The organism is Marinobacter sp. EN3, from assembly GCF_000475315.1.
GTDB lineage: Bacteria > Pseudomonadota > Gammaproteobacteria > Pseudomonadales > Oleiphilaceae > Marinobacter > Marinobacter nauticus.
Window position 1 is genome coordinate 26,451 of the sequence record NZ_AXCC01000001.1, and the last position, 22,322, is coordinate 48,772.

Sequence of the window (22,322 nt, forward strand, 5' to 3'; positions counted from 1 at the left end):
CCATGTCTTACCGCCTTTTTGTCCGGCCGGTGCCTCCGTATGCGGACCCGGACCAGAGCCCCGATGCCCAGCTGTTCAGCTGGGTGCTCCAGGATGCCAGTGGCGATGCTCAGGCCAGAGGCACGGCTGATACACGGGAGCATATCGAGCAAACGCTGGCACAGAATGCGCTGGAGAAAGTGCTGCTGATCGGACTGATTCCCGGTGATGAGGCGGTTTTCTGTCTGGCGGATATACCGGCGAAACAGACCCGTTTTATTCAGCAGGCCTTGCCGTATGCCGTTGAGGAGCAGATAGCCCAGGACATTGACTCGGTTCATCTCGCGCTGGGGCCGCACACGCCTGAGGGCTACCGGGTTGCTGCCATCGATCGCGAGCAGATGGCTCGCTGGCGCCAACTGTTTTCTGGCTGGTACCACGCCCGTCTGGAGGCCGTCTATCCAGACGCTTCACTGTTGCCAGCGGCGGAATCCGGATGGGTCATCTGCCTGGATGCAGAGTCGGCACTTCTGCAGAGCCAGCGGGGAGAGTGGCTGCGCATGCAGGCAGATAATCTTCCGCTGCTTGCAGTGACACTTGCTGCGCCTTCGTCTGACGAAGTGGTGGCCGAAATTCCGGTGCAGCTATATGGCACCGAGGCAGATCTGGACGCGAGCCAGGCCCTGGTGAGTGAGCTTTCGGGAACCACCGGTCTTCTTCGTATCGAAAAGAAGCCGTTGGAATTTTCGGTAACCGAGTTCCTGGCCTGGTCGTACCACCATCACCTGAGCCAGCCCATTAATCTGTGCCAGGGGGCGTTCGCGTTCAAGGCGGAGGGCAGCAGCCCCCTGAAACCCTGGAAGCCGCTTATCGCCGTGGCATCACTCTGGTTCGTGATCCAGATGGGGCTGGAGATCGGTATGGGAATCTACCAGCAGCAGCAGGCGGAGCAGCTTGAAAGCCAGGCTATGGCGGTTTACCGGAATGCCTTTCCCTCGGACCGCCGAACCCATGCCGGAAACGTACGACGTGTTATCGAAGGCCAGTTACGGGTTGCTGGCTCCCAGGGCCCTGACGTGGATTTTATCACCCTGATGAAATACACCGGCGATCAGTACGGCCGCCTGCAGAATCCCGGAGCTGTTACCTTTAACTCGATTAACTACAGCCGGAGCCGGGGCGAACTCGTGGTGGATATCCGGGCCGACAGTTATGATCGGTTAAGCCGTCTGCGTAACGGACTCGCCAGCGAAGGGCTGCAGGCCCAGATCGGTTCCGTGGTCAACGAATCCAGCGGCGCCCGAGGCCGCCTCACGGTTTCAGGAGGATAAGCCCATGTGGTCACGCATCAAGGATCAACCGGCCGTGGGCAAACTGATTGCTCGCTATGATCAGTTACCCACCCGCGACCGTCAGGCATTGACTGCTCTGGGTATAGCCCTGTTGCTGGCATTGATTTATCTGCTGATCTGGCAGCCGGTGACTCAGTTTCATGACCGGGCTGCCTCGAGTCGTGAGAATGCCGCAGAACTCCTGGCCTGGATGCGGGCCAACGAGACGACCATTCAGCGCCTGGGCTCGGCTGGTGGCGCAGCGACAACTGCGGCAGGGGCTGACAAGCCTGAAGACGGGCGGGCATTGATGGCCCTGGTGACTCGTTCAGCCGGAGAGGCGGGGCTTTCTTTGCAACGCTTCGAGCCCAGCGGTGAGGGTGCCATCCGGGTCTGGCTTGAAAACGCCGCCTATGCGGATGTGGCAGCCTGGCTTGAGCGTTTGCACAGTAATCATGGCGTGGTGATTGACCAGGCCGCACTTGATCGGGGCAATGGGCCCGGGCAGGTATCCGTGAGGCTTACGCTGGCGATCTGACCGGCAAGCGTGACCCCACACTAGCGAGGGAGCAACACGATGGCAGACAACAACAATAATGCTGAAGCTGTTCTGGTTCGCCTGGACGAGACGGCACGAAACGAGGCCCAGTCGGTGCTTTTTCATGCCTATCGGGAGGAGCCGACATTCCAGTACCTGTTCGATCACCGGAAACCCGGTTACAGCCAGAGGGTGAGGGCGACCATCCGGGAATTGATCGACCTTTATCTGGAGCTGAATCAGGATGCCATCGGTGTGATGGTGGACGAAACACTGGTTGCTGTTGCGTTTGTGGGTGAGCCGGAACTCAGGCTGAATCTGGCAGACCAGCTTGGCTGGCGGGTGCGTATGGTTCTGACGGCGGGCTTTTCATCTACGCGCCGGTATCTGGAGTATCATCGCAGGATTCGCGACCTTTTGCCGCAGAGGCAGGCGCATCAGTTGCCGTTGATGGGAGTCAACCCAAAATACCAGCACAAGGGGTATGGTCGGATGTTGCTGCAGGCAGTGGAGCGCCTGTGTGAGGAAAACCCCCGGGGCAGTGGATTGGTGCTCGATACCGGGAACAGCCGTTACCTGCCGTTTTATGAATCCGAGGGGTTCCGAAGCCTGGGCAAGATCCGGCTTGGTGATTTTGAAGACCACGTGTTGTTCCGGGAAGTGCTCGCAGACGATGATCAGTCGAGTGAGCCCCGGCAACAGCAATCTTGAAGTAAACAGGAGAAACAGTGTCTGAGAGCCATGATTTTGATCTGATCGTTATCGGGGCCGGTTCCGGCGGTGTCCGGCTCGCCCGCATGTCGGCCCAGCGCGGTGCCCGGGTGGCGGTGGTGGAATCCCGTTACCTGGGAGGAACCTGCGTTAACGTGGGTTGTGTTCCGAAAAAACTCTTTGTCTATGGAGCGCACGTCAGGGAAGAGCTCGAAGATGCACACGGATATGGCTGGTCTGTGCCAACAGACGATGTCTCGTTTGACTGGCCAACGCTGGTCGCCAACAAGAATGCCGAGATAGAGCGCTTGAATGGCATTTATGGCCGATTGCTCGAGAATGCCGGCGTCACCATCATTGAGGGTACGGCCAGTCTCCGCGACCCTCACACGGTGATCGTTGGTGATAGAGCTTTTTCGGCAGCGCACATCACAGTTGCCACGGGCAGCTGGCCAGTGGTTCCGGATGTTCCCGGCAAGGAATTTCTGCTCACCTCCAATGAGATGTTTTACCTGCCACAGTTACCGCGCCACGCCGTTGTCTGGGGCGGTGGTTACATTGCCGTCGAGTTCGCCGGCATTCTCGCGGGTCTTGGTGTGGAGACCACGCTGCTGTACCGGGGCGAGCTGTTCCTGCGAGGGTTTGACGAGGATATCCGCAAGTTCACGGAACAGGAGATGCGCAAGAAAGGCGTGGATCTCCGGTTCAATGTCACGATTGAATCTGTCGAGCAGTTGAATGCTCACTACCAGGTGAATCTGAGCGATGGCAGCAGCATGGAGACCGGGCTGGTTATGGCTGCGACAGGTCGCCGCGCGCTCGTAGACGGACTCGGGCTGACCGATCTGGGAGTGGAACTCAATGCTTCGGGTCATGTTGAGGTGAACGATCATTTCCAGACGGCGGTACCGTCCATCTCCGCCCTTGGTGATGTCATCGGAACGCCGCAGCTAACGCCGGTTGCGCTGGCGCAGGCCATGGTGCTGTCCCGGCGGCTGTTTGGTGATGGCCAGGGTGATATGGACTACAGCGCAATACCGACCGCTGTCTTCTGTCAGCCTAATATCGGAACGGTCGGGTTGACCGAGAAAGAAGCGCGGGACGCGGGGCATTCGCTGCGGATTTACCGTTCCGAGTTTCGCCCCATGAAGTACACCCTGAGCGGCCGTGATGAGCGCTGTCTGATGAAGCTGATTGTGGATGATAGTTCAGACAAGGTTCTGGGCGCCCATATGGTTGGGCCCGATGCCGGTGAAATCATCCAGGGACTGGCGGTGGCTATTAAAGCCGGTGCCACCAAGGCCCAGTTTGACGCTACGATGGGCATTCACCCGACATCCGCTGAAGAGTTTGTCACCATGCGAGAGCCGGTGGCCTGACAGGGTGGATAGCGCCGGAGTGAAAAACCTGCCAACTCCGGCGCTCGTTGTTACACGCGAATCCAGCGAGAGAGTACCTCCCGGAGCGTATCCCTGCGCACGGGCTTGGTTAGATAGTCGTTCATACCTGCTTCTTTGCAGGCTTTCTCAGTATCCTCAGACACATCTGCGGTCAGTGCGATAATGGGTACGCCGCTCTGACCATTTCCCTGTTCCCAGTCGCGGATCATGCGGGTGGCATCATAGCCATCCATCACTGGCATCTGGCAGTCCATCAGAATGACATCATAACCTTCGTGGTCATTTTTGATCCGTCTAACAGCATCGGTGCCATTGGTCACGCATTCGGTCTGGAACCCGAACTTCCGCAACAGCGCTTCCGTTACTTTCTGGTTCACCAGATTATCCTCGACCACGAGGGCCCGGGCGGTACCGGTGACCTGTTCCCGTGGCTCATCGGTTGGAGGGTTCTGATAGGCTAGTTCGAATGGCAGCTCGAACCGGAATGAGGACCCCTGGCCGATGTCGGACTCCACCTGCACATGCCCGCCCATCAATTCGACCAGGCGCTGAACCAGCGACAGCCCGAGCCCTGTGCCACCGTGAGCCCGGTTATCGCCGGTGTCGAGCTGCTCAAAGCTGTTGAAGACACTTTGCAGTCGTTCCGCAGGAATACCAGAGCCTGAATCCTTAACCGAGCATTGGACGAGTACGCAGTGGTTTTCAAGCTCAAGCCAGTTCACCCGGATACCGACGAACCCTTCGCTGGTGAACTTCAGTGAGTTGTCGATCAGCCCGGCAAGGATCTGTCTCACTCGCGGCGCATCCCCCAGCACGGCAGGATGCCGTGGCCATTCACCGAGGAATTGGAGATCCAGGCTCAGCCCCTGCTTTTCTGCGGCGTGACGGTATGAGGCGACGCAATTGGTGAACAGGCTCTGAAGATCGAAGGCCCGTTGGTCCAATACCAGATTGCCATTGTCCATTCTGGCGTAGTCCAGGATATCGGAGATCACGGTCAGCAGGTCTTCCGTGGATTGCCGCGCCGTGGTCAGGTAGTCGCTCTGACGCTTGGTCAACGGCTCTTCATGAATCAGGTCAACCATGCCGAGCACGCCGTTCAGAGGAGTCCGAAGTTCGTGACTCATGGTAGCGAGAAACTCTGACTTGGCCTGGCTGGCGTGTTCCGCTTTCTCCCGGGCACTTTCAGAAATCGCCAGTGTCTGGTCTCGGGCAGATCGAAGTTGTTCCAGGTGAACTGCGAGTTCGTTCAATTGTTGCTGTATCTCCGCAATTTCCCGGGCACTGCCCTTGCTCGAGACCGGTTGCGTGGTGTAGTCACCAACAATCAGCTTGCCAACGCGGCTGGATAGTTGTCGCATGGGCTGAAGGATATTGTTCAGGAAATGGTTTGCCAGCAGCAGGCTGAACACCAGCAAGGCAAAGCCCACGGTCAGTGAGCTCCAGAGAATATCCTGCCTTCGGGTTTCCAGAACGTCGGGGTTCACCCCGACTTGCACCAGTCCTACCCGAAGCGATCCGGAATTGAAGTTCCAGCCGCCGGTAAACCAGTCACCCGCTCCTCCGGAACCGATCTCCAGCGGTTCCTGAAGAATCTCGGCCTCATAGATGTCGAAGATCCTGGTTGCTGTGTGTTCCGATTCAACACCTCGGCTGACAAAACCGAGCTCTTCACCAACAACGTCGGTCACGCGAATCCAGTCTGCTTTGCTGCGTTTCAGGGACTGCCCGAGGACCTGCTCCAGAGCCGTTGAGTTACCGGAGACCACGGCATACTCAAGTGCTGGGGCGAGGCTGTCAGCAAGCATCTGACTGCTCTGGGCCAGGTCCAGACGGGCATCTTCGAGACGGGCTGAGGTAAAGAAAACCATCAATGCCACAAAAATCACAACCGCGGGCAGGGCGCCAAGCAGGAGAAGACGCCGCGAGAGCGACATGCCGGGAGTGTTGGCTGTGGTGTTCATTGGCCTGCCTCCTGGTTGTTCTCGCTAATCATGTTTTGTTCCGCCTGGGCAATCCACTCCCGTTCTGGCAGCGGGATGTTCAGGGATCGCGCAACCTGCTGGTTTACTTCAACCCGATATTCGTCAGGGTAGGTTGGCGCCGGGAAGGTGCCTGAGTCGAAATAGGTTGTCAGGTGACTGGCTGCAAGCTCAGCCATCTCAATGAATGGCGCATAACTGGAGGCGAGGGCGCCGGCCTTGACATAGGCCTGGCTCGGGCCGATCAGGATCTTGTTCCTGCGATAGGCGGTCAGCAGAATGTGTTTGATATTGCGTGGGTTGTAAATGGCATCATCCTGCCCGGCAAGCAGAAAATCACCGAAGCTGAGGGCTCGAATCAGGCTTGGGATAAGTTGATCCTCGGTATCGGCAATAAAGACCTTGGCTTCCAGGCCGTAGGGTGCCAGTTGATCGATGAGGGGTTCGTAAAGTTCTACGCTTTCGGTCGTGGCAAGTAAGGCGACGCGGGTTGCCTGGGGCAGGATGACCTTGCCCGTCAAGGCTTGCCGTAATAAGGGCGCATCGTAATAGACGGCAGACACCTGGCCGGAAAAGCGTGTGGTATAACCCTCGATGAAATCCTTATCAACCAGTAATGCCAAAACCGGAAGATCCCTGTTGGCCTGGCGCACCCGTGAGAATGCGGCAGGCCCTATTGCGATCACAGGTTCATTCTCGAGAACAGCGAGCTGGCTTTCGATCAGTGGCTCCAGTGTGACCTGGTCGCCAAGCTGTTCTGTCAGCAGGCGGGCAACATGGTCATCCAGAGCGGCATTTCCAGATCCGGCGATATAGGCTGATCTGGTCCCCGATTCCTGGCCCAGGGCGAGACCAGAATCAACGAACAACAAAGCCATCAGCCAGACCAACATAGAGGTGACTCTGGCAAGTCTGGATGTACGGCCCGTTGTAACGTTACCGTTTGCGTTGAGCATCGTCTGACAGTTGGTCCATTCCATTGACTGTTTAGTTTCCTGCCCTGCACACCGTCAAAAGCGAATACCGGCTTCAACAAAAAACTGATTATGATCTTCGATGTTGTTGTCTGAGCTTAGCTCAGGTTCCCGGTTCAGGTAATGTTGCATGGATAGCGCGATTTCAGCCGTATAACGGGGCTGGAATATCTGTTTCACCAACCGGGTATCAAAGCGCTCAAACCGGGTGTTGAATTCGTCGGCCCAGTAAAATGCACCAGACCACTTAAAGCCTGCGGGAAGATCCTGAATAACCGCCAGGCTGCCCGAGTGCCGGACAGACATCCGCTCCAGCAGTTCGGTCATGTAGCGCTGCTCGTTTTCGTTTACCGTGCCGTCAGATTCCAGAATCGGCGCGCCGGTATACCAGGTCTCCTGATCAAGATAGCCGTAGCTTGCTCGAAGCAGGGTGCCGGGAAAATCGAGGCTGGCCTCTATCTCAAAACCCTTCTGGTCAACGGCCACGTTGTTTTCCAGCGTCCATTCCTTGAGCTGGATAACGCCACTGATCATGTCTCTGAGCTCATCGCGAAAGCCTCTGACTTCCAGCGAGAACAGCGCTTGATCCAGAGGAAACTGCCCGAAGTAGCTGATTTCGTGCGAGGTAATGGTCTCCTCCTCAAGATCGTTACCCAGTGTGAGGATACCTGTTTCCTGGGCGGCGTCCTCAATGGTGACGCGGCGACCTTCAAGGTCAGAATAGATTGCCGGTCTGACATTACGTAGGGTGTATCCCCAGTCAGGGCTTTGTTCAAATCCATCAGGCGTTCTGACAGCCTGGGAGAACACAAACCTCAGGGCATGGTTATTGTTTACCACGAAGTTTGCGGCTGCGCGGGGAGAGAAATAGCTGTCGCCTGTGGTGCTGGTTCGCTCCCAGTTGCCGCCGGCATTAAAGGTGACCCATTGCCAGGGACTGTATTCCAGGTTGCCGAACAAGCGGGACTGATAGTTGTTTCCGCGCCCGTTGAAGTAGGTTTCTGAACGGAAGATATCTTTACGGAAACCCGCGCCGGAAACCAGTTTCAGGCGGTCGCTGACAATCAGCGTATCCTGAGCTTCCAGTTCAATCCGGGTATCTTCGGAATCTGCATCCACTACTGCAAAAGCGTCGGGACCGCCCTGGGATATGAAACAGCGCCGTTCCCGCCCGCCGGCCGTGTACGTGTACTCGTACAATGGAGTGTTGTTTCGGAGGCATTCCACCGTGCTGTCCGGGAAACTGATGGCATATTCCTGGCGCCGGTCAAAGTTCTCAACGCTGGCCTGCAAGTGGATGAAATGCTCGCTTGAGAAACTATGGTTGAGCTTGCTTTGCAGATAGTAGTCCCGCACGTCGATGTCCGGATGGTCCAGCGGATTGAGTTCGCCGCTTTTGTCCTTGTCCTGGTATTTGGTGCCATCGACCACGCCGCCCTGAAGTTCCAGGTTAGTCCCCGGCGTAAATGTCAGTCGAGAATCGTAGATAAAAGAGTTGATGTCGTGGCCATCATTGAACGGGAAACGTTCATCGTCATCGATCTGATAATCAAATCCGTCGAACTTGCGTTTCTCGAAACTCAGGCGCCAGTCGTAGCTCGAATCCGCATTTCCGGTGGAGGCAAAAGTGCGCAGGTAGCCCCTGGAGCCACTGGTGACCGTCGTTTCCAGGTTGGCGCTGTCCGCAGGATCCCGAGTAATGATGTTGATAGTGCCCAGAAATGCATTGATACCATAGGCGGCCGAATTCGGTCCTCTGGCTACCTCAATGCGCTCGATCAGCTCGAGGGGCACAGGCATGGTTTCCCAGTCCATGTCGGACAGAGTGGCCCGGTGAGCCGTCCGGCCGTCTACCAGAACCTGCATTCTCCGCTGTTCGTAGTGGACTGTGCCGTGGTAGGTAACTACGGGTTGATGGCTGCCAACAAAGTTCACCACCATGCCTGGCACCAGGCGGAAGACTTCATACAGGCTTCTGATACCCAGATCCCGAATCAGGTCTCCGGCAATCACCGTCGTACTGCCGGGTACTCGGGTTTTGGGCTGCCGCAGTCTGGTGGTGGTCAGCACTTCCGGTATCGTGGCGTTCAAGCCGGGAATACTGTCCTCGAAACCGGAATCGAGAGTTTGTGCGGTGCCGGGTAATGCCGTCCCGCTCAGCGCTGCAGAGAGGGAAACCGACAGCCATATGCGTCCTTGCAAGCGATGAAGAGAGCGTTGCTTTGCAAACCGGTAATTCGTAATGGCCATGTGTGTCGTTCTATAATTTGCCGAGATGAAAATATTGTTATGGTTCTCAACTAATCCTAAGTGAGAGAGCCCCGTTTGTCTCCATAAAGAATACAGATTTTCCATTATCGGAGTTGCTGTTGTATGAACTGTTGGGATCTTCTCGGAATCGAGCCGACTGGCGACCAGGATCGGATACGCCAGGCCTACGAGCGTCAGTTGAAGTTTGCGTCAGGCGATGAGGCCCAGGCCCTGGAGCGGGCCTACCGTGAAGCGACCGGTGGCGCGGAGCCCCAATCGACGGCCAATGCGCCGGACGGAGTCCCGTCATCAAGCCCGACAGACAATGATTCCGGACAACTCCGCTATGAAGACGCTGATTCCCGGGCGTTTACGTCCGAAGAGGCCCAGGTTACCCGGGAAGTCATTATCCAGATCAGGGCGTTGATGAACGATAATTACCGCCAGCAGGACGTTGCTATCTGGAAGGCCATCCTGTGTGAACCCCCGGCAGATCGTGTTGATATTCGCCGGGAGATTGGTCGCCAGTTGGAGCCCCAGGTTCGCCCGCTGGCAGAAAACGGCGCGCTTCCGGCTCCGGTCGCGCGCTTTCTGGGGGACTGGTTCGAGTGGTTCAGCCTGAAAGATGTTGTTGAAGAGTCGGATCCACGGACTTACCCGGAGTCGGATATGCTATCTGGCCGAGGCATGGGGGAGGGGGAAAGCGATTCCGCCGACCAGCCTCCACAGATGGTCAATTTCTGGCCGGCGGTTATTGGCTGGATTGTGGGTTTAGCGATTCTGGCAACCATTTTCGGAGGCATGGGCGGGGGCTGATTTTGCCTGTTGAATTTTCTCACGATACTTCTGCGCAAGAATGGCCCCGACAATCACCTGGATCTGGTTGTAGCACATAATCGGCAACACGATCATGCCAAACCCCGGATGGCCAGAGAACAGCACTTTGGCCATCGGCAATCCAGATGCCAGGCTCTTCTTCGAACCACAGAAAACCACCGCGGCTTCATCCTCCAGACTGAACCCCAGCTTTCTCACCATCAATCGAGCGATCAGCATAAACAGCCCCAACAAGCCGAAGCAGATCAGAATCGCCAGGACGATGGCCTGTACCGGAAGGTTCTGCCACAACCCGCTAACCACGGAGTGAGAGAAGGCGGAGTATACGATGATCCAGATCACACACTGGTCATAGCGCGCCATCAGTGACTCATTGCGTGACAGGTAGCCGCCGAGCCAGGGGCGCAGGGCATGGCCAACCGCAAATGGCAGCAGTAGCTGAAGCACGATGTCTTTCAGTGCCTCGGCAACCGAGAACTCTCCGGCGCCCGAGGTGGATACCAGGAGCAGCAACAGAAACGGTGTCAGCATCATGCCGAACACATTGGATGCGGCCGCACTGCAGATGGCAGCCGGTACGTTGCCCCGGGCCATGGCGGTGTAGGCAATCGAAGAAGATACAGCGGATGGAAGTACGCCCAGATACAGAAAACCCAGCCCCAGGTCTTTGGGCATCCACTCGGGCGCAATAGTGCTCAGCTCATTGACCGGCAGTACGGCAAGGGGGAAAAACACGAAGGTGAGGGCGGTAATCAGGATGTGCAGCCGCCAATGGGTGGCGCCGTCGATGATCTGCTGTCTGGACAGGGCTGCGCCATGAAAGAAAAACAGTAAGGCCACTGCGATGGTGCCTGCGGTGCCGAGCGCTTCTGCCGCCTGTCCCGTCACCGGCAGGAACGAGGCGAGAACAATGGCGCCAAGTAACAGCAGGGTAAAGGTGTCTATCCGGAATTTCACAGCTTACTCCTTACCACTGAGGGCATTGAGGCTTGGTGTCAGAAGCGCCCTCGACAGTGCCTCCGCTTTATCGGCATCTTTCCGGCGAATGGCTGCCAACAGCAGTTCGTGGGCTTCCTGGCTGGGTTCCGGGAGGTCTGAATCCATTTCGGTTCGCTCGATGGTCTGGCTGACCGCGTGAGAGAAATAGTCGTAGAGCTCAATCAGGGCAGAATTGTGAGATGCACGCACCAATGAGTGATGAAACCGCTCGTCGTGCTGTATACGGTCCGTAATGACTTCTCCGGCCGCCGCTCGCGCATCCAGGGCCTCGGTCATGGCTTTAAGATCCGCTTCGTTGCGGCGCCTTGCTGCCAGGCGCGCCGCTTCCGTCTCCAGCGTAATCCGGACCTCAATCTGCTCTGCCAGTCGGCTCCGGGCAATTCTCCTAAGTGTTTCTCCGGCGTCCCTGTTTGCGCGCACGTAGGTCCCGTCTCCCTGTCGGGTTTCCAGCATGCCAACGTGCACCAGAACCCTTACGGCTTCGCGGATTGTATTGCGACTGATCCCTAAAGCCTCCGAGAGCTCTGCCTCGACGGGTAAGCGAGTACCTACCGGCCATTCCCCGCTCTCAATCGTTTTCCGGAGACTGTCGATGGCGGTTTCGACCAGCGAACCTTTGCGGATTGGTGTCAGCATAATGGATCATCCCTCTATATGGTGATCCAATCATCCTATGTTTAAGAGCGCGGTTCAACCCTGGCGTTGAAATTCATGAGAGACCTCGGCGGGGCGGTTCCGTGCTGCCGGGCTCAGGCGTTCACCGGGTCAAGAAACTGGTAGTCGGCGGTATCCACTGACCGGGTCGCAAACCGGTAACTGAAGGTGAAGCCGGGCCAGTTCACGGTGTTTCGCCCATGCTCGTCCAGATACCAGGAGCTGCAGCCAGCATCCCATACACTGCCTTCCAGGCCGCGCTGAACCACCTGGCAGTATCGACTCTGGCGATCCTCCCGTACATCCATGGCCGCGCCGGGATAGCGGGAGAGGGCGTCCAGGGCACTTAACACGTACCGGTACTGAGATTCGAGCATGAACAGAATCGAATTGTGTGCCAGGTTGGTATTCGGGCCATAGAGCATGAAGAGATTGGGGAATCCGCTGACTGAGATGCCTTTGAAAGCTTTGCTGCCGTTGGACCATGCGTCATTCAGCGCCAGACCCTCACGGCCGGCAATGTGGATGGGCGAGAGAAACTCGCTGGCCCGGAAGCCAGTACCGAAGATGATGATGTCGGCAGGCCGGTGCTCGCCTGTTTCAGGCACGATCCCGGTCTCATCTATTCGGGCGATGCCGTCTGTGAGCAGGTTGACGTGGGGCTGATTGACCGCTCGGTACCAGTCGTTGGAGATCAGGATTCGCTTGCAGCCAATGCGGTAATCGGGGATCAAATGGTGGAGTTTATCCGGGTCTGTTACCCAGCGGCGGGCTTCTTTTCGGGCCTGATGGGCGAACAGATCCAGAATCCACGAGAAACGGGTAAATGCCAGAGCCCGGGATTCGTTCTTCCAGTAAATGAGGCCCCGGTAGAGGCGGTCCCACAGTGGCAGCTTTTTAAACAGTGTTTGCTCAAACTGGTGAAACGGCCGGTCCGGCTTGGGCAATACCCAGGCGGCTGAACGCTGGTAAAGGTCCAGTTGCCCGACCAGTGGCGTAATTTCCGGCACAAACTGAATCGCGCTGGCGCCGGTTCCTATCACCGCAACGCGCTTGTTGTGAAGCTCGGTATGGTGCTGCCATTGGGCGGAATGAAAGCAGGTGCCCCGGAAGGTCTCGAGCCCCGGAATATTCGGCATGGCTGGCCGGTTCAACTGGCCAGTGGCGGTGATTAACACGTCGGCGCTGAAAGTGTCGCCGGTTTCGGTCAAGACGTGCCACTGGTTGCCGTGATCGTCAAATGTTGCGGATGTTACCACCTGATTGAACTGGATGTGAGGCTCCAGTTGGTATTTGTGAACACAGGATTCCATGTATTCGAGGATTTCAGGCTGAGCTCCGAATTTCCGGCTCCAGTCGTGTTTGGGCTCGAACGAGTAGGAGTAGAGGTGGGACTGAACATCGCAGGCTGCGCCGGGGTAGGTGTTGTCACGCCAGGTTCCGCCCACACCGCCGGCCTTTTCCAGCAGAGTCAGGTCCGTAAATCCTGCCTGTTTGAGTTTGATGGCCATACCGATTCCGCCGAATCCGGTACCGATAATGAGAACAGAGGGTTTTCGGGTGCGAGCGTGGGCCATGGATAATCCTTGTTATTGTTGTACACCAGCGACTATAACGGCCTGTTTGTTTAATACATAGGCCGAATTAACCGGATTGATTGTCCGAAAAGGTCAGTAACTCCTCGGCTTTCTGAGCCATCAACTCCCGCAATACCGGCGACTCAAACTGGCGCCGGATACGAATGGCGTAAAACTCCTCGAATACGCCGGGCAGGGCGCCGTAGTCTTTCAACTCGCCGTTTCTCAACTCATCCCGGACCACCACCGGCGGCAGTATGGCGTAGTGCCCGCTGTCCCGGGTCAGCAAACGCATCATGGCCATGTCGTCAACTTCAGCGATGATTACAGGGTGAATGTGGTGGTGATCACAGAGCTGATCGAAGGCCTGCCGGATGTTGTTGTCAGGCCCGGGCAGAATCAGAGGTCGGTCGCGCAGAATATCGGGAAACCCGGGGGCATCCTGGCTGCCCGGTGGCCCGATTACGCTGACCGACTGGCGGGCTATACGACGTGAGCGCCAGGGCGTTTCTTCGTCACCTTGTACTGGCTGATTCGACAGAATCAGATCGAGTCGGTGCGCTGATAAACGGCGAAGAAGGTCGTCAAGGCTCCCGCTTTGCAGCTTGAGCTCCAGATCTTTTCGTCCCAGCAGGGGCCGCAGGAAGCCTTCCTGAAAGTTTCTGGAGAGGGTTGCGACCGCACCGACTTTCAGAGTTTCCCGGTTGGCCTGACGCCCGGTACGAAACAGCGCCTCCAGTTCCTCCCCCTGGCGGAAAATCTCCTCAGCGTAGGTAAAGGCTACCCGCCCGGCCTCCGATAGTCGCAGTCGCCGCCCCTCCCGGACAAAAAGATCGTAGCCAAGGCTTTCCTCCAGCTTTCGTATCTGGCCGGACAATGCGGACTGTGAGATATGCAGTGATTCGGCTGCCCGGGTGAGGTGTCCGGTTCGAGCCACAGTCCAGAAATAGTAGAGGTGATGGTAGTTCAGACGCATGGTGGTCTCTTGTCTGTTCTTTAAAAGTGAACGATTTAATCTTTATAAACCATTTTATGTATGAGTGCATTAACGGCAAAGTAGGCGTGAACCTGAAGGAGCCCAACATGACAACACTTACCACGACTGCTTCGCTCGTGCTGTTGATGGCCTGGCTGGCCCTGCCTGTTGCCCTGCTGGCGCTGGCTGGATTCGCCAACTGGACGAAAAACCCTCTCAAACTGGCTCATTGCTGGCGCCTGGCGGAAAGCGGTTTCAGGCTGTTGCTGCTGGCAACTGCCACCATTGGTGCAGTCCTGTTGTTTGACCGGCTGGTGTTTGATACCGGTCTGCCGGAGCTCGGCATTCGACTGGGGTTGTACCCGGACGGTCTGGCGGTATGGATGGCTCTGATGGTCTGTTTCATTGCCTGGGTCATTCTTCGTTATACCCGGGACTACCTGCGTGGCGACCCGGCTTATAATGCGTTTTTGCCCTGGTTCCTCACTACAGTGGTCAGTGTACTGGTGCTGGTGTTTACCGATCACCTGCTGGTGCTGGCTGGCGCCTGGGTGGGTGTAAGCCTCTCATTGCACCAGCTCCTGACGCTGTACGCGGAACGGCCACAGGCTCGCCTTGCGGCAGCTCAGAAGTTTATTGCCAGCCGGCTTGGTGATGCCGCCATTCTGGCAGCGGTACTGTTAATCTGGAATCACTACGGCAGCTTCCGCATCCCTGAAATCTATGCTTTGGGCGAACACCTGGGCCGTGAATCGCAGTCGCTGACCATCGCTTCTGTGTTGCTGGCGGTGGCTGCTGCGCTCAAATGTGCCCAGCTACCGTTCCACGGTTGGCTGATCCGGGTGATGGAAGCTCCCACCCCTGTGTCAGCACTTCTGCACGCGGGCGTAGTCAACCTGGGCGGTTTCCTTTGGCTGCGACTGTTCCCGGTGTTTGAAGGCTTCACGGCAGGGCACATGATCCTGCTGGTTGTTGGCGGGGCAACCGCCATCGTCGCCGTGTTCACCATGATGACCCAGAATTCAGCGAAACATGGCCTGGTCTGGTCCACCAATGCCCAGATGGGCTTCATGCTGTTCGAGATTGCGCTGGGCGCCTACACGCTGGCACTACTGCACCTGCTGGCTCACTCCCTGTACAAGGCGCACTCGTTCCTGGCCGTTGGCCGTACCGTCAAAGTCTCCCGGATTGCGTTTTCAGAGCAAATCAGCAAGTCGCAAGCCGGTCTCGCATTGCTGGCCTCTGGCCTGGCCGCCGCCCTGCTGTGGCAGGCCCCGCAACTGGTGGCCCACAAGTCGGTACTGGCGGCCTTGCTGGTGTTCGCGGTTGGCGCTGCCGTTCTGGGTACACCGGGAGCAAGCCAAAAAGGCGCCCGTGTCGTCGTGTTGCTGCTGGCCGTTGCTCTGGTCCCCCTGTACGGGGTGCTTAACTGGCTGCTGAGCACCGCTTTGCCTCAGACCGCGCACACAGCCTTGCCGGTTGGTGCTGAGTGGTTCGCCTGGGTAATTCTGGCCGTGCTGTTTATGTTGTCGCTGGTGCTATTCGCCCGCCCGCAGGGCGTGGTGGCGCAGAAGCTCCACTGGCACTTCAGCCAAGGACTCTATCTCGACAAGCCTTTCGAAAAGCTTACCCGCCGCTGGGCACAAACCTGGCTCAATGCCCACGGTAAACCGGCCGACATCCGATTGCGGCACGGGGCTCTGACTGGAGAAAGATCATGAACGCACCTGTTACGTATTCTGCTTCCTGTGAACAGGTTATTCCGGAGCTTGTTAATGAAGCCTGCGAACGAATTGCGCCCATCTGGCCGTTAGATCGCTGGATCGCAGTTAACCCCTGGTGGGGCAGCAGGACTGGACCTGTCGAAAAGGTTTCCCGAGAACTGGACAACCTGTTCGGGGCAGGGTTGTTGATGCCTCCGGCTTTCTACCGGAAAGCCTGGGATGGCGGCCGTATTCAGCGTCCCCACCTTGAGGAAGCTGCCCGCGAAGCGGGCTTGAAAGATGATAGCCAGGCGCTCCTGGCCCAGCTTTCCGGGGCAGCATCAAATCAGCCAGGGTTTGTGTCGGCTCTTGGTTACACCCGCCGTGGTCAACAGGAACCGTCCCTCGAGGAGGTCCGGGAAGAGATCGGACGCGCCTGTGCGCGCTACTTCGACCTGCGTCAGAATCGCTGGCAGGTTTCTGGTACAAAACAGGATCTGTATCAGTTCTGGCTTAGTCAGTCCGGACGCTCTCTGGCCCGGAAAGCCAGCGTGGAAATGTTGCTGAAGCCTGACTGGCAGGAAGCGGCTGCAACGGTAGCCCGTGAGTTGCCTTACAGCAGCCGCCAACTGCCCCTGGTGATCCACCACCTGCTCGGCCATTTGCTGGGCTGGGCATCCTGGTGCAGAGGTGTGGACTGGCGAGCAGCACTGGGCGATCCTCATGAAAGCGGTACCGAACACTTCTGCGCGCAATTGGCGACCATCTGGCTCATTCATGAGGCCCATGCGCTGATCAATATGACTGAGGCAGAGCGTGAGAGCTGGCAGAATCGTTACGTCAATGCGTTCGATCTGGCGCCGGCCTCCGCTAATGAACAGGCACTCTGGATATGGCATCGGGCCTATGAGCTGGCCTGGCAGTCCCGTTTCCTTGACGATATCCGCTCCAGTGAGCGGAGCTCGCTGGCGGAACCGGATCCTGTGGCGGAAGTGCAGGCCGCCTTCTGCATAGACGTAAGGTCCGAAGTCATTCGTCGACAGCTGGAGAAGGTATACCCTGAAATCAGAACGCTTGGCGTGGCGGGCTTTTTCGGCATGCCCATTGTTCACCACAGGCATGGTCCAACCGATGACGAAGCCCGGCTGCCGGGACTGCTGGCGCCGGTGTATCGGTACTCGGAAACCCTGGGCAGTCCGTCAGAAGACCGGGAGCTGGCCCGGAAACTGGACAGCCGCGAACAGGTTCGGGAGTCCGTACGCCGGGCCAAATACTCCAGCCTGTCTACATTCACACTGGTGGAAACCACTGGCCTTGCCTGGGCCTGGAAGCTGGTTCGCGACAGCCTGAACAGAAACTCTACAAAAGCAGAGGCGGTGGAACCCGGCAGGCTCCACCACTGCGTGGACGGCTATCCTTTGTCAGATCCTGAGCGGGTAAATCTGGCGGAAGGGCTTTTGCGGGCGATGTCCCTGACCAAAGGCTTCGCCAGCGTGTTGTTGCTGGTGGGCCATGGTGCCCATACGGACAACAACCCCAACGAAGCTGGTCTGGCCTGCGGAGCCTGTGGCGGCAAAAATGGAGGGGTAAATGCCAGAGTGGCTGCCGAGCTGCTGAATGACCGGCAGGTGAGGGCGGGCCTGGCAGAGCGTGGCATTGTTATGCCCGAGAGCACCATTGCCCTGGCGGCTGAGCATTGCACGATCACGGACAGAATAACCATTTACGGGCGGGACCAGGTGCCCGACAGCCATCAGCGGGTATTTAATACGCTGGTTGAGAAGCTTGAGGCTGCTGGCCAGGCCTGTCGCAGAGAAAGAGCCACCAGTCTTGGGCTTAATGGCAAGAGCGATGATGACCTGCTTGCCGAACTCAAACGCCGGACTCGCAACTGGGCGGAAGTGCGGCCTGAGTGGGGCCTGGCCAACAATGCCGGGATGGTGATCGGCCCGCGTTCACTTACTCGCTCACTGGATCTCGGAGGGCGCTGCTTCCTGCACGACTATGATCCGTCGCAGGACCCGTCCGGAGAGGTTCTGACCCTGCTGATGTCTGCGCCCATGGTGGTGGCAAACTGGATTAATCTGCAGTATTTCGGTTCCGTTGCGAGGCCGGATATCTTCGGCGCCGGCAACAAACTGCTGCACTCGGTGGTTGGCGGCAACCTGGGTGTCATCGAGGGCAATGGTGTCGATCTCAAGATCGGACTTCCGTTGCAGTCAGTATTCGACGGTGAGCACTGGCGCCACGAGCCAATGCGCCTTGCGGTGGTGATCGATGCACCGGCGGAACGCATTGAAGCGGTGATCCAGGGTAACGCGGATGTCCGGGCTCTGGTGGAAAACCGCTGGCTCTGGCTGCACCGAGTGGAGGGCGACCAAACGCTGCGTTACGAAGACGGCAGGTGGGTAACCACCTGACCGCCGATCACATATTGCTGGCGTTGGCTGCCTCGGTGTATTGCCAGTCGATCGTTCTCGGTTGAACGCTGTCGGCGACAAAGAGGTGGCCAACGTCGGGTACCGCGTACCAGAGTTCACCGCGGGTGGGGTTCTGGCGCGCAAACTCCGCATGGCTCATGCCGATTTCCCAGATTTCATCGCTCTGCCAGCCTTCCGGGGCAAGTTCAATACGCACTTCCGAGCCGATCAGGCTGATGGCTTCAATGCGCAGGGGCAGGCGGGCCTTGGCCGCGGGGGATCGGGACAGCTGAACTTCGTGGGGGCGCAGGTAGAGCTGGGCTTCCTGATCCTGGCGAATCCCCGGCAGGGATACCCAGGCATCGCCCTGAACCAGTTTCTGACCTTTCACCATACCCGACAACACGTTGACGTGGCCCAGGAAGTCGAAGACGAACCGGCTTTCTGGCCGGGCATACAGTCCGGTCGGTGAATTCACCTGTTCCACCTGACCCTGGCTCATAACCACCACCTGGTCTGACAGCTCCAGCGCTTCTTCCTGATCGTGGGTCACGAAAATACTGGTGAAGTGGTACTCGTCATGCAACGCTCGCAGCCAGCGGCGCAAATCCTTTCTTACTTTGGCATCCAGGGCGCCGAAGGGCTCATCCAGCAGCAGAATACGAGGCTGAGTTGCCAGCGCGCGAGCCAGAGCAACACGCTGTTTCTGCCCACCAGACAGCTGTGCCGGATAGCGTTTGGCCAGTTCGGGCAACTGAATCATCTCCAGCAGCTTGGCCACCCGTTGGCGGATTTCCGGCTTTGAGGGGCGCTGCTTTTTGGGGAGCGACTCCAGACCGAACGCGATGTTCTCGGCAACGGTCAGGTGCCGGAACAGGGCGTAATGCTGAAACACAAACCCGATGTTGCGGTCGCGAACGTGTAACTGGCTGACATCGTCACCACCGCACAGGATGCGGCCGGAATCCGAAGACTCCAGTCCGGCAATAATCCGGAGTAAGGTGGTTTTGCCGGAGCCAGAGGGGCCGAGAAGGGCGGTGAGCTGGCCTTCGGGAATATCCAGAGAGACATTCTTCAGCGCCTGAAAGCCGCCGAAGTGCTTGTTGATCTGGTCAATGGTGATACTCATGTCACGCACCTCCTTCTTCGGGCGTCGCGTGTTCAGCGCGGGACTGACGCCATTCGACAAATGCTTTTGCAATCAGTGTCAGGATGGCGATACCGGCCAGCAGTGAAGCACTGGCAAAGGCCCCGACAATGTTGTAATCCTGATAAAGCAGTTCAACATGCAGCGGTAAGGTATTGGTTTCTCCGCGAACATTGCCGGATACCACCGAGACCGCACCGAATTCACCTACGGCCCGGGCGTTGGTCAGCACCACACCGTAGATCAATGCCCACTTGATATTTGGCAGTGTGATCTTGCGAAAAATCCGCCAGCCGGAAGCGCCCAGCACCACGCCGGCTTCTTCCTCCTCGCTGCCTTGTTGCTGCATCAAGGGGATCAGCTCCCTGGCCACAAACGGACAGGTTACGAATACGGTGACCATCAGGATGCCGGGCCAGGAGAACATCAACTGAACGTCGTAGTTGCTCAGCCAACTGCCCAGCCAGCCGTTCCGGCCATAGAGCAGCAGGTACAGCAGACCGGCAACAACCGGTGATACCGCAAATGGAATATCGATCAGGGTGATCAACAGCTTGCGCCCGGGAAAGCGGAACCGAGTAACCGACCAGGCGAGGGCTGTCCCGAAAACCAGGTTAAGCGGCACCGTGAGTGCGGCCACAAACAAAGTCAGGCCGATGGCATCCAGGGTGTATTCATCCAGGACATTGCCGGCAAAAGCGCTCCAGCCTGTGCTCAGCGCCTGCGTAAAGATCACCACTACGGGAATCACCAGCATGATCAGAGTAATTGCGAGGGCCAGCCCGATCAGGCTGCGGCGCACCCAGGGTTGGTCACCAATACGGCGGTTTTGCGCAGCCATCTATCGACCCTCCAGCCTGCGCAGGTAGCGACCCTGCCAGAGGTTGATGGAGAACAGCAGAATCAGCGACGCCAGCAATACCAGCGAGGCAATGGCACTGGCGGCCGCGTAGTCATACTCCTGCAGACGGATGAAGATCATCAGGCTGGTGACTTCGCTGACGTAGGGCGTGTTGCCGGCGATAAAGATAATCGCACCAAATTCGCCCAGGCTGCGGGTGAAAGACAGGGCGATTCCGGTCACCAGGGCTGGCCACAGCGAAGGAAAGATAACTTTGCGGAACACACGCCCGTCAGATGCCCCCAGGCTAACAGCGGCTTCTTCATCGGCTGGCGACAGCTCCTCAAGCACTGGCTGCACCGTACGCACCACAAACGGGATGCTGGTAAATGCCATGGCTACAACGATGCCCAGGGGTGTAAATGCAACCTCCACACCGATTTTGGCCAGCCATTGGCCGTACCAGCCATTCTGGGAAAACAGCGTTGCCAGGGTGATGCCGGCGACAGCAGTTGGCAAGGCAAAGGGCAGGTCGACCACGGCGTCGACAATGCGCTTGCCCGGAAACTCATAGCGAACCAGCACCCAGGCCAACAGCAACCCGAACAGGCCATTGAATAGTGAAGCTGCCAGGGCCGTCCATAACGTAACCTTGTAGGACTCCACCACGCGCGGATCGGTGATGGTGAACCAGAACTGGTCCCAGGTCATGCCGGAGGTTTCAACGACCAGCCCGGTCATCGGCAGCAGCAAAACCAGGCTGACAAAAAACAGCGAAATGCCGAGGCTCAGACCGAATCCCGGCAATACCCGTTTGTTTCGACGACCAAGGCGCCGCACGGGGGCGACGCCTGCTTGAGCGGAGGTGGGCATGGCTTGTTCTTACCGGCGCCGCTGCAACTGGTCCAGTTTGCCGCCACTGCTGAAATGGGTACTCATGGCGTTTTCCCAGCCACCGGCAATCTCTTCGATGGACAGCAGTTTCAGTTCCGGGAAGCGATCGGCATTCTCGGCTTTCACGGCGTCGTTGTGAACACGGTAGTTGAAGCCTGCCAGCAGGCGCTGGGAGTCTTCGGTATAGAGGTGCTCCAGGTACTCCTTGGCCAGCTCGGCGGTGCCATTCTGTTCAACGTAGTCGTCAATCCACGTCACCGGGAATTCAGCCAAGAAGCTTACCTTCGGCGTGACAGCCACGTATTCACCGTTCTCGAAACGGTCTGCAATGTTCAGAACCTCCGACTCGAAGGTCAGCAGGACATCGCCAATGCCGCGCTCAACGAATGTGGTGGTGGCACCACGACCGCCGCTGTCAAAAACGCGTACCTGACCGAGCAGGTCCGCCATGAACTGATCAATTTTTTCCTGATCGTCGCCAAACTGGTCCTGGGCGTAGCCCAGAGCGGCAAGGTAGGTGTAACGGCCGTTTCCAGAGGTCTTAGGGTTCGGCATCACCAGTTGAACGTCTTCGCGAACAAGATCGTCCCAGTTCTCGATATTCTTTGGGTTACCCTCGCGTACCAGGAACGCCATGGTTGAGTAATAAGGCGAGCTGTTGTTCGGCAGGCGATCGGCCCAGTCTTCAGGAATCAGACGACCGCGCTGGTGCAGGATGTCGATGTCGGTCACCTGGTTAAACGTTGCAACATCGGCTTTCAGGCCCTGGATAATGGCCTGCGCCTGCTTGGATGAACCTGCGTGGGACTGTTTGATTTCGACCGTTTCACCGGTCTTTTCCTTCCAGTGCTTTTTAAACTCTTCGTTGTAGGCAGCGAACAGTTCGCGGGCGATGTCGTAAGAGGTGTTGAGCAGCTCCCGGTCTGCAGCCAGTACCGGTTGGGCGGAGAGCAGGGCGGCGCCGAGCGCGATTCCCTTGAACAGTTGCTTCATAACGAGCTCCTCAGAATGATGGTTCTAATCTGAGGAGCAATCTAACAAAAGGTTTTAAGAACGAAAAATATTAAAAATAAATATTGAAAGGCTTGTTTGGCATATAAGCGTCAGCA

At 57.6% G+C, this 22,322-nt stretch carries 18 protein-coding genes; 7 read left to right on the forward strand and 11 right to left on the reverse strand.

From position 1 onward, the window contains the following. Window positions 1-2 precede the first annotated feature (2 nt). The 4 genes from gspL to gorA are packed head-to-tail and all read left to right on the forward strand — an operon-like array spanning window position 3 to window position 3,938. Window positions 3-1,310 (forward strand): type II secretion system protein GspL, encoded by a 1,308-nt coding sequence (gene gspL / locus Q675_RS19660; protein ID WP_014421643.1) that lies wholly within the window; start codon window positions 3-5, stop codon window positions 1,308-1,310. 4 nt (window positions 1,311-1,314) lie between these two features. Next, a complete protein-coding gene (gene gspM / locus Q675_RS19665; protein ID WP_011784849.1) occupies window positions 1,315-1,848 on the forward strand; it encodes a type II secretion system protein GspM in 534 nt (177 codons plus the stop codon). Between the two features lie 39 nt (window positions 1,849-1,887). Next, window positions 1,888-2,559, forward strand: a complete 672-nt coding sequence (locus Q675_RS19670) for a GNAT family N-acetyltransferase (RefSeq protein WP_023010224.1) — start codon at window positions 1,888-1,890, stop codon at window positions 2,557-2,559. Between the two features lie 17 nt (window positions 2,560-2,576). After that, the gene (gorA, locus tag Q675_RS19675; RefSeq protein WP_023010225.1) at window positions 2,577-3,938 is read left to right on the forward strand and encodes a glutathione-disulfide reductase; all 1,362 of its coding nucleotides are present in this window, start codon (window positions 2,577-2,579) and stop codon (window positions 3,936-3,938) included. A 50-nt stretch (window positions 3,939-3,988) separates the two neighbouring features. Here the strand turns inward: gorA and Q675_RS19680 are convergent, their stop codons facing one another. The 3 genes from Q675_RS19680 to Q675_RS19690 all read right to left on the reverse strand — a co-directional run bounded on the left by Q675_RS19680 (window position 3,989) and on the right by Q675_RS19690 (window position 9,165). Continuing rightward, window positions 3,989-5,923, reverse strand: a complete 1,935-nt coding sequence (locus Q675_RS19680) for an ATP-binding protein (protein WP_023010226.1) — start codon at window positions 5,921-5,923, stop codon at window positions 3,989-3,991. After that, window positions 5,920-6,834, reverse strand: a complete 915-nt coding sequence (locus Q675_RS19685; RefSeq protein WP_023010227.1) for an ABC transporter substrate-binding protein — start codon at window positions 6,832-6,834, stop codon at window positions 5,920-5,922. The genes Q675_RS19680 and Q675_RS19685 overlap by 4 nt, the downstream gene beginning before the upstream one ends. 117 nt (window positions 6,835-6,951) lie before the next feature. Then, window positions 6,952-9,165, reverse strand: coding sequence for a TonB-dependent receptor plug domain-containing protein (locus tag Q675_RS19690; RefSeq protein WP_023010228.1), 2,214 nt, complete (start codon window positions 9,163-9,165; stop codon window positions 6,952-6,954). A 123-nt stretch (window positions 9,166-9,288) separates the two neighbouring features. On the opposite strand from Q675_RS19690, the gene Q675_RS19695 reads away from it, so the two are divergent. Beyond that, window positions 9,289-9,981, forward strand: a complete 693-nt coding sequence (locus Q675_RS19695; protein WP_023010229.1) for a J domain-containing protein — start codon at window positions 9,289-9,291, stop codon at window positions 9,979-9,981. On the opposite strand, the gene Q675_RS19700 is transcribed toward Q675_RS19695, so the two are convergent. The 4 genes from Q675_RS19700 to Q675_RS19715 form a co-directional block, all read right to left on the reverse strand. Then, window positions 9,937-10,959, reverse strand: coding sequence for a bile acid:sodium symporter family protein (locus Q675_RS19700; protein ID WP_023010230.1), 1,023 nt, complete (start codon window positions 10,957-10,959; stop codon window positions 9,937-9,939). The two genes, Q675_RS19695 and Q675_RS19700, sit on opposite strands and share 45 nt — an antisense overlap. A gap of 3 nt (window positions 10,960-10,962) precedes the next feature. Next, the gene (locus Q675_RS19705) at window positions 10,963-11,637 is read right to left on the reverse strand and encodes a FadR/GntR family transcriptional regulator (protein WP_023010231.1); all 675 of its coding nucleotides are present in this window, start codon (window positions 11,635-11,637) and stop codon (window positions 10,963-10,965) included. 113 nt (window positions 11,638-11,750) lie between these two features. After that, window positions 11,751-13,232, reverse strand: a complete 1,482-nt coding sequence (locus Q675_RS19710) for a flavin-containing monooxygenase (RefSeq protein ID WP_023010232.1) — start codon at window positions 13,230-13,232, stop codon at window positions 11,751-11,753. A gap of 67 nt (window positions 13,233-13,299) precedes the next feature. Then, window positions 13,300-14,208 carry a LysR family transcriptional regulator gene (locus tag Q675_RS19715; protein ID WP_011784859.1) on the reverse strand — a complete coding sequence of 303 codons (909 nt, stop codon included), beginning with the start codon at window positions 14,206-14,208 and terminating at the stop codon, window positions 13,300-13,302. A gap of 107 nt (window positions 14,209-14,315) precedes the next feature. Between Q675_RS19715 and Q675_RS19720 the strand changes: the two genes are divergently transcribed. Further along, the gene (locus tag Q675_RS19720; RefSeq protein WP_023010233.1) at window positions 14,316-15,929 is read left to right on the forward strand and encodes an NADH-quinone oxidoreductase subunit L; all 1,614 of its coding nucleotides are present in this window, start codon (window positions 14,316-14,318) and stop codon (window positions 15,927-15,929) included. Further along, a complete protein-coding gene (locus Q675_RS19725; RefSeq protein ID WP_023010234.1) occupies window positions 15,926-18,331 on the forward strand; it encodes a YbcC family protein in 2,406 nt (801 codons plus the stop codon). Before Q675_RS19720 ends, Q675_RS19725 begins: the two co-directional genes overlap by 4 nt. Window positions 18,332-18,338: 7 nt before the next feature. Here the strand turns inward: Q675_RS19725 and Q675_RS19730 are convergent, their stop codons facing one another. Genes Q675_RS19730 through cysP form a run of 4 tightly spaced genes read right to left on the reverse strand, consistent with a single transcriptional unit; the run spans window position 18,339 to window position 22,206 of the window. Further along, window positions 18,339-19,460, reverse strand: a complete 1,122-nt coding sequence (locus Q675_RS19730) for a sulfate/molybdate ABC transporter ATP-binding protein (protein WP_023010235.1) — start codon at window positions 19,458-19,460, stop codon at window positions 18,339-18,341. 1 nt (window position 19,461) lies between these two features. Next, entirely contained in the window at window positions 19,462-20,319 is an 858-nt protein-coding gene (gene cysW, locus Q675_RS19735; protein ID WP_023010236.1) for a sulfate ABC transporter permease subunit CysW, read from the reverse strand. Beyond that, on the reverse strand, window positions 20,320-21,192 hold the full coding sequence (gene cysT / locus Q675_RS19740; protein WP_011784864.1) for a sulfate/thiosulfate ABC transporter permease CysT: 873 nt from the start codon (window positions 21,190-21,192) through the stop codon (window positions 20,320-20,322). It lies immediately after the preceding gene. A gap of 9 nt (window positions 21,193-21,201) precedes the next feature. Continuing rightward, a complete protein-coding gene (cysP, locus tag Q675_RS19745; protein ID WP_014421628.1) occupies window positions 21,202-22,206 on the reverse strand; it encodes a thiosulfate ABC transporter substrate-binding protein CysP in 1,005 nt (334 codons plus the stop codon). Window positions 22,207-22,322: the final 116 nt, after the last annotated feature.

What these genes read in the sequence shown, in the direction of transcription:
- gspL (WP_014421643.1), top strand. Translation starts at nt 3, where the DNA reads ATGTCTTACCGCCTTTTTGTCCGGCCGGTGCCTCCGTATGCGGACCCG.
- gspM (WP_011784849.1), top strand. Translation starts at nt 1,315, where the DNA reads ATGTGGTCACGCATCAAGGATCAACCGGCCGTGGGCAAACTGATTGCT.
- Q675_RS19670 (WP_023010224.1), top strand. Translation starts at nt 1,888, where the DNA reads ATGGCAGACAACAACAATAATGCTGAAGCTGTTCTGGTTCGCCTGGAC.
- Q675_RS19680 (WP_023010226.1), bottom strand. Translation starts at nt 5,923, where the DNA reads ATGAACACCACAGCCAACACTCCCGGCATGTCGCTCTCGCGGCGTCTT.
- Q675_RS19685 (WP_023010227.1), bottom strand. Translation starts at nt 6,834, where the DNA reads ATGTTGGTCTGGCTGATGGCTTTGTTGTTCGTTGATTCTGGTCTCGCC.
- Q675_RS19690 (WP_023010228.1), bottom strand. Translation starts at nt 9,165, where the DNA reads ATGGCCATTACGAATTACCGGTTTGCAAAGCAACGCTCTCTTCATCGC.
- Q675_RS19695 (WP_023010229.1), top strand. Translation starts at nt 9,289, where the DNA reads ATGAACTGTTGGGATCTTCTCGGAATCGAGCCGACTGGCGACCAGGAT.
- Q675_RS19705 (WP_023010231.1), bottom strand. Translation starts at nt 11,637, where the DNA reads ATGCTGACACCAATCCGCAAAGGTTCGCTGGTCGAAACCGCCATCGAC.
- Q675_RS19710 (WP_023010232.1), bottom strand. Translation starts at nt 13,232, where the DNA reads ATGGCCCACGCTCGCACCCGAAAACCCTCTGTTCTCATTATCGGTACC.
- Q675_RS19715 (WP_011784859.1), bottom strand. Translation starts at nt 14,208, where the DNA reads ATGCGTCTGAACTACCATCACCTCTACTATTTCTGGACTGTGGCTCGA.
- Q675_RS19720 (WP_023010233.1), top strand. Translation starts at nt 14,316, where the DNA reads ATGACAACACTTACCACGACTGCTTCGCTCGTGCTGTTGATGGCCTGG.
- Q675_RS19725 (WP_023010234.1), top strand. Translation starts at nt 15,926, where the DNA reads ATGAACGCACCTGTTACGTATTCTGCTTCCTGTGAACAGGTTATTCCG.
- Q675_RS19730 (WP_023010235.1), bottom strand. Translation starts at nt 19,460, where the DNA reads ATGAGTATCACCATTGACCAGATCAACAAGCACTTCGGCGGCTTTCAG.
- cysW (WP_023010236.1), bottom strand. Translation starts at nt 20,319, where the DNA reads ATGGCTGCGCAAAACCGCCGTATTGGTGACCAACCCTGGGTGCGCCGC.
- cysT (WP_011784864.1), bottom strand. Translation starts at nt 21,192, where the DNA reads ATGCCCACCTCCGCTCAAGCAGGCGTCGCCCCCGTGCGGCGCCTTGGT.
- cysP (WP_014421628.1), bottom strand. Translation starts at nt 22,206, where the DNA reads ATGAAGCAACTGTTCAAGGGAATCGCGCTCGGCGCCGCCCTGCTCTCC.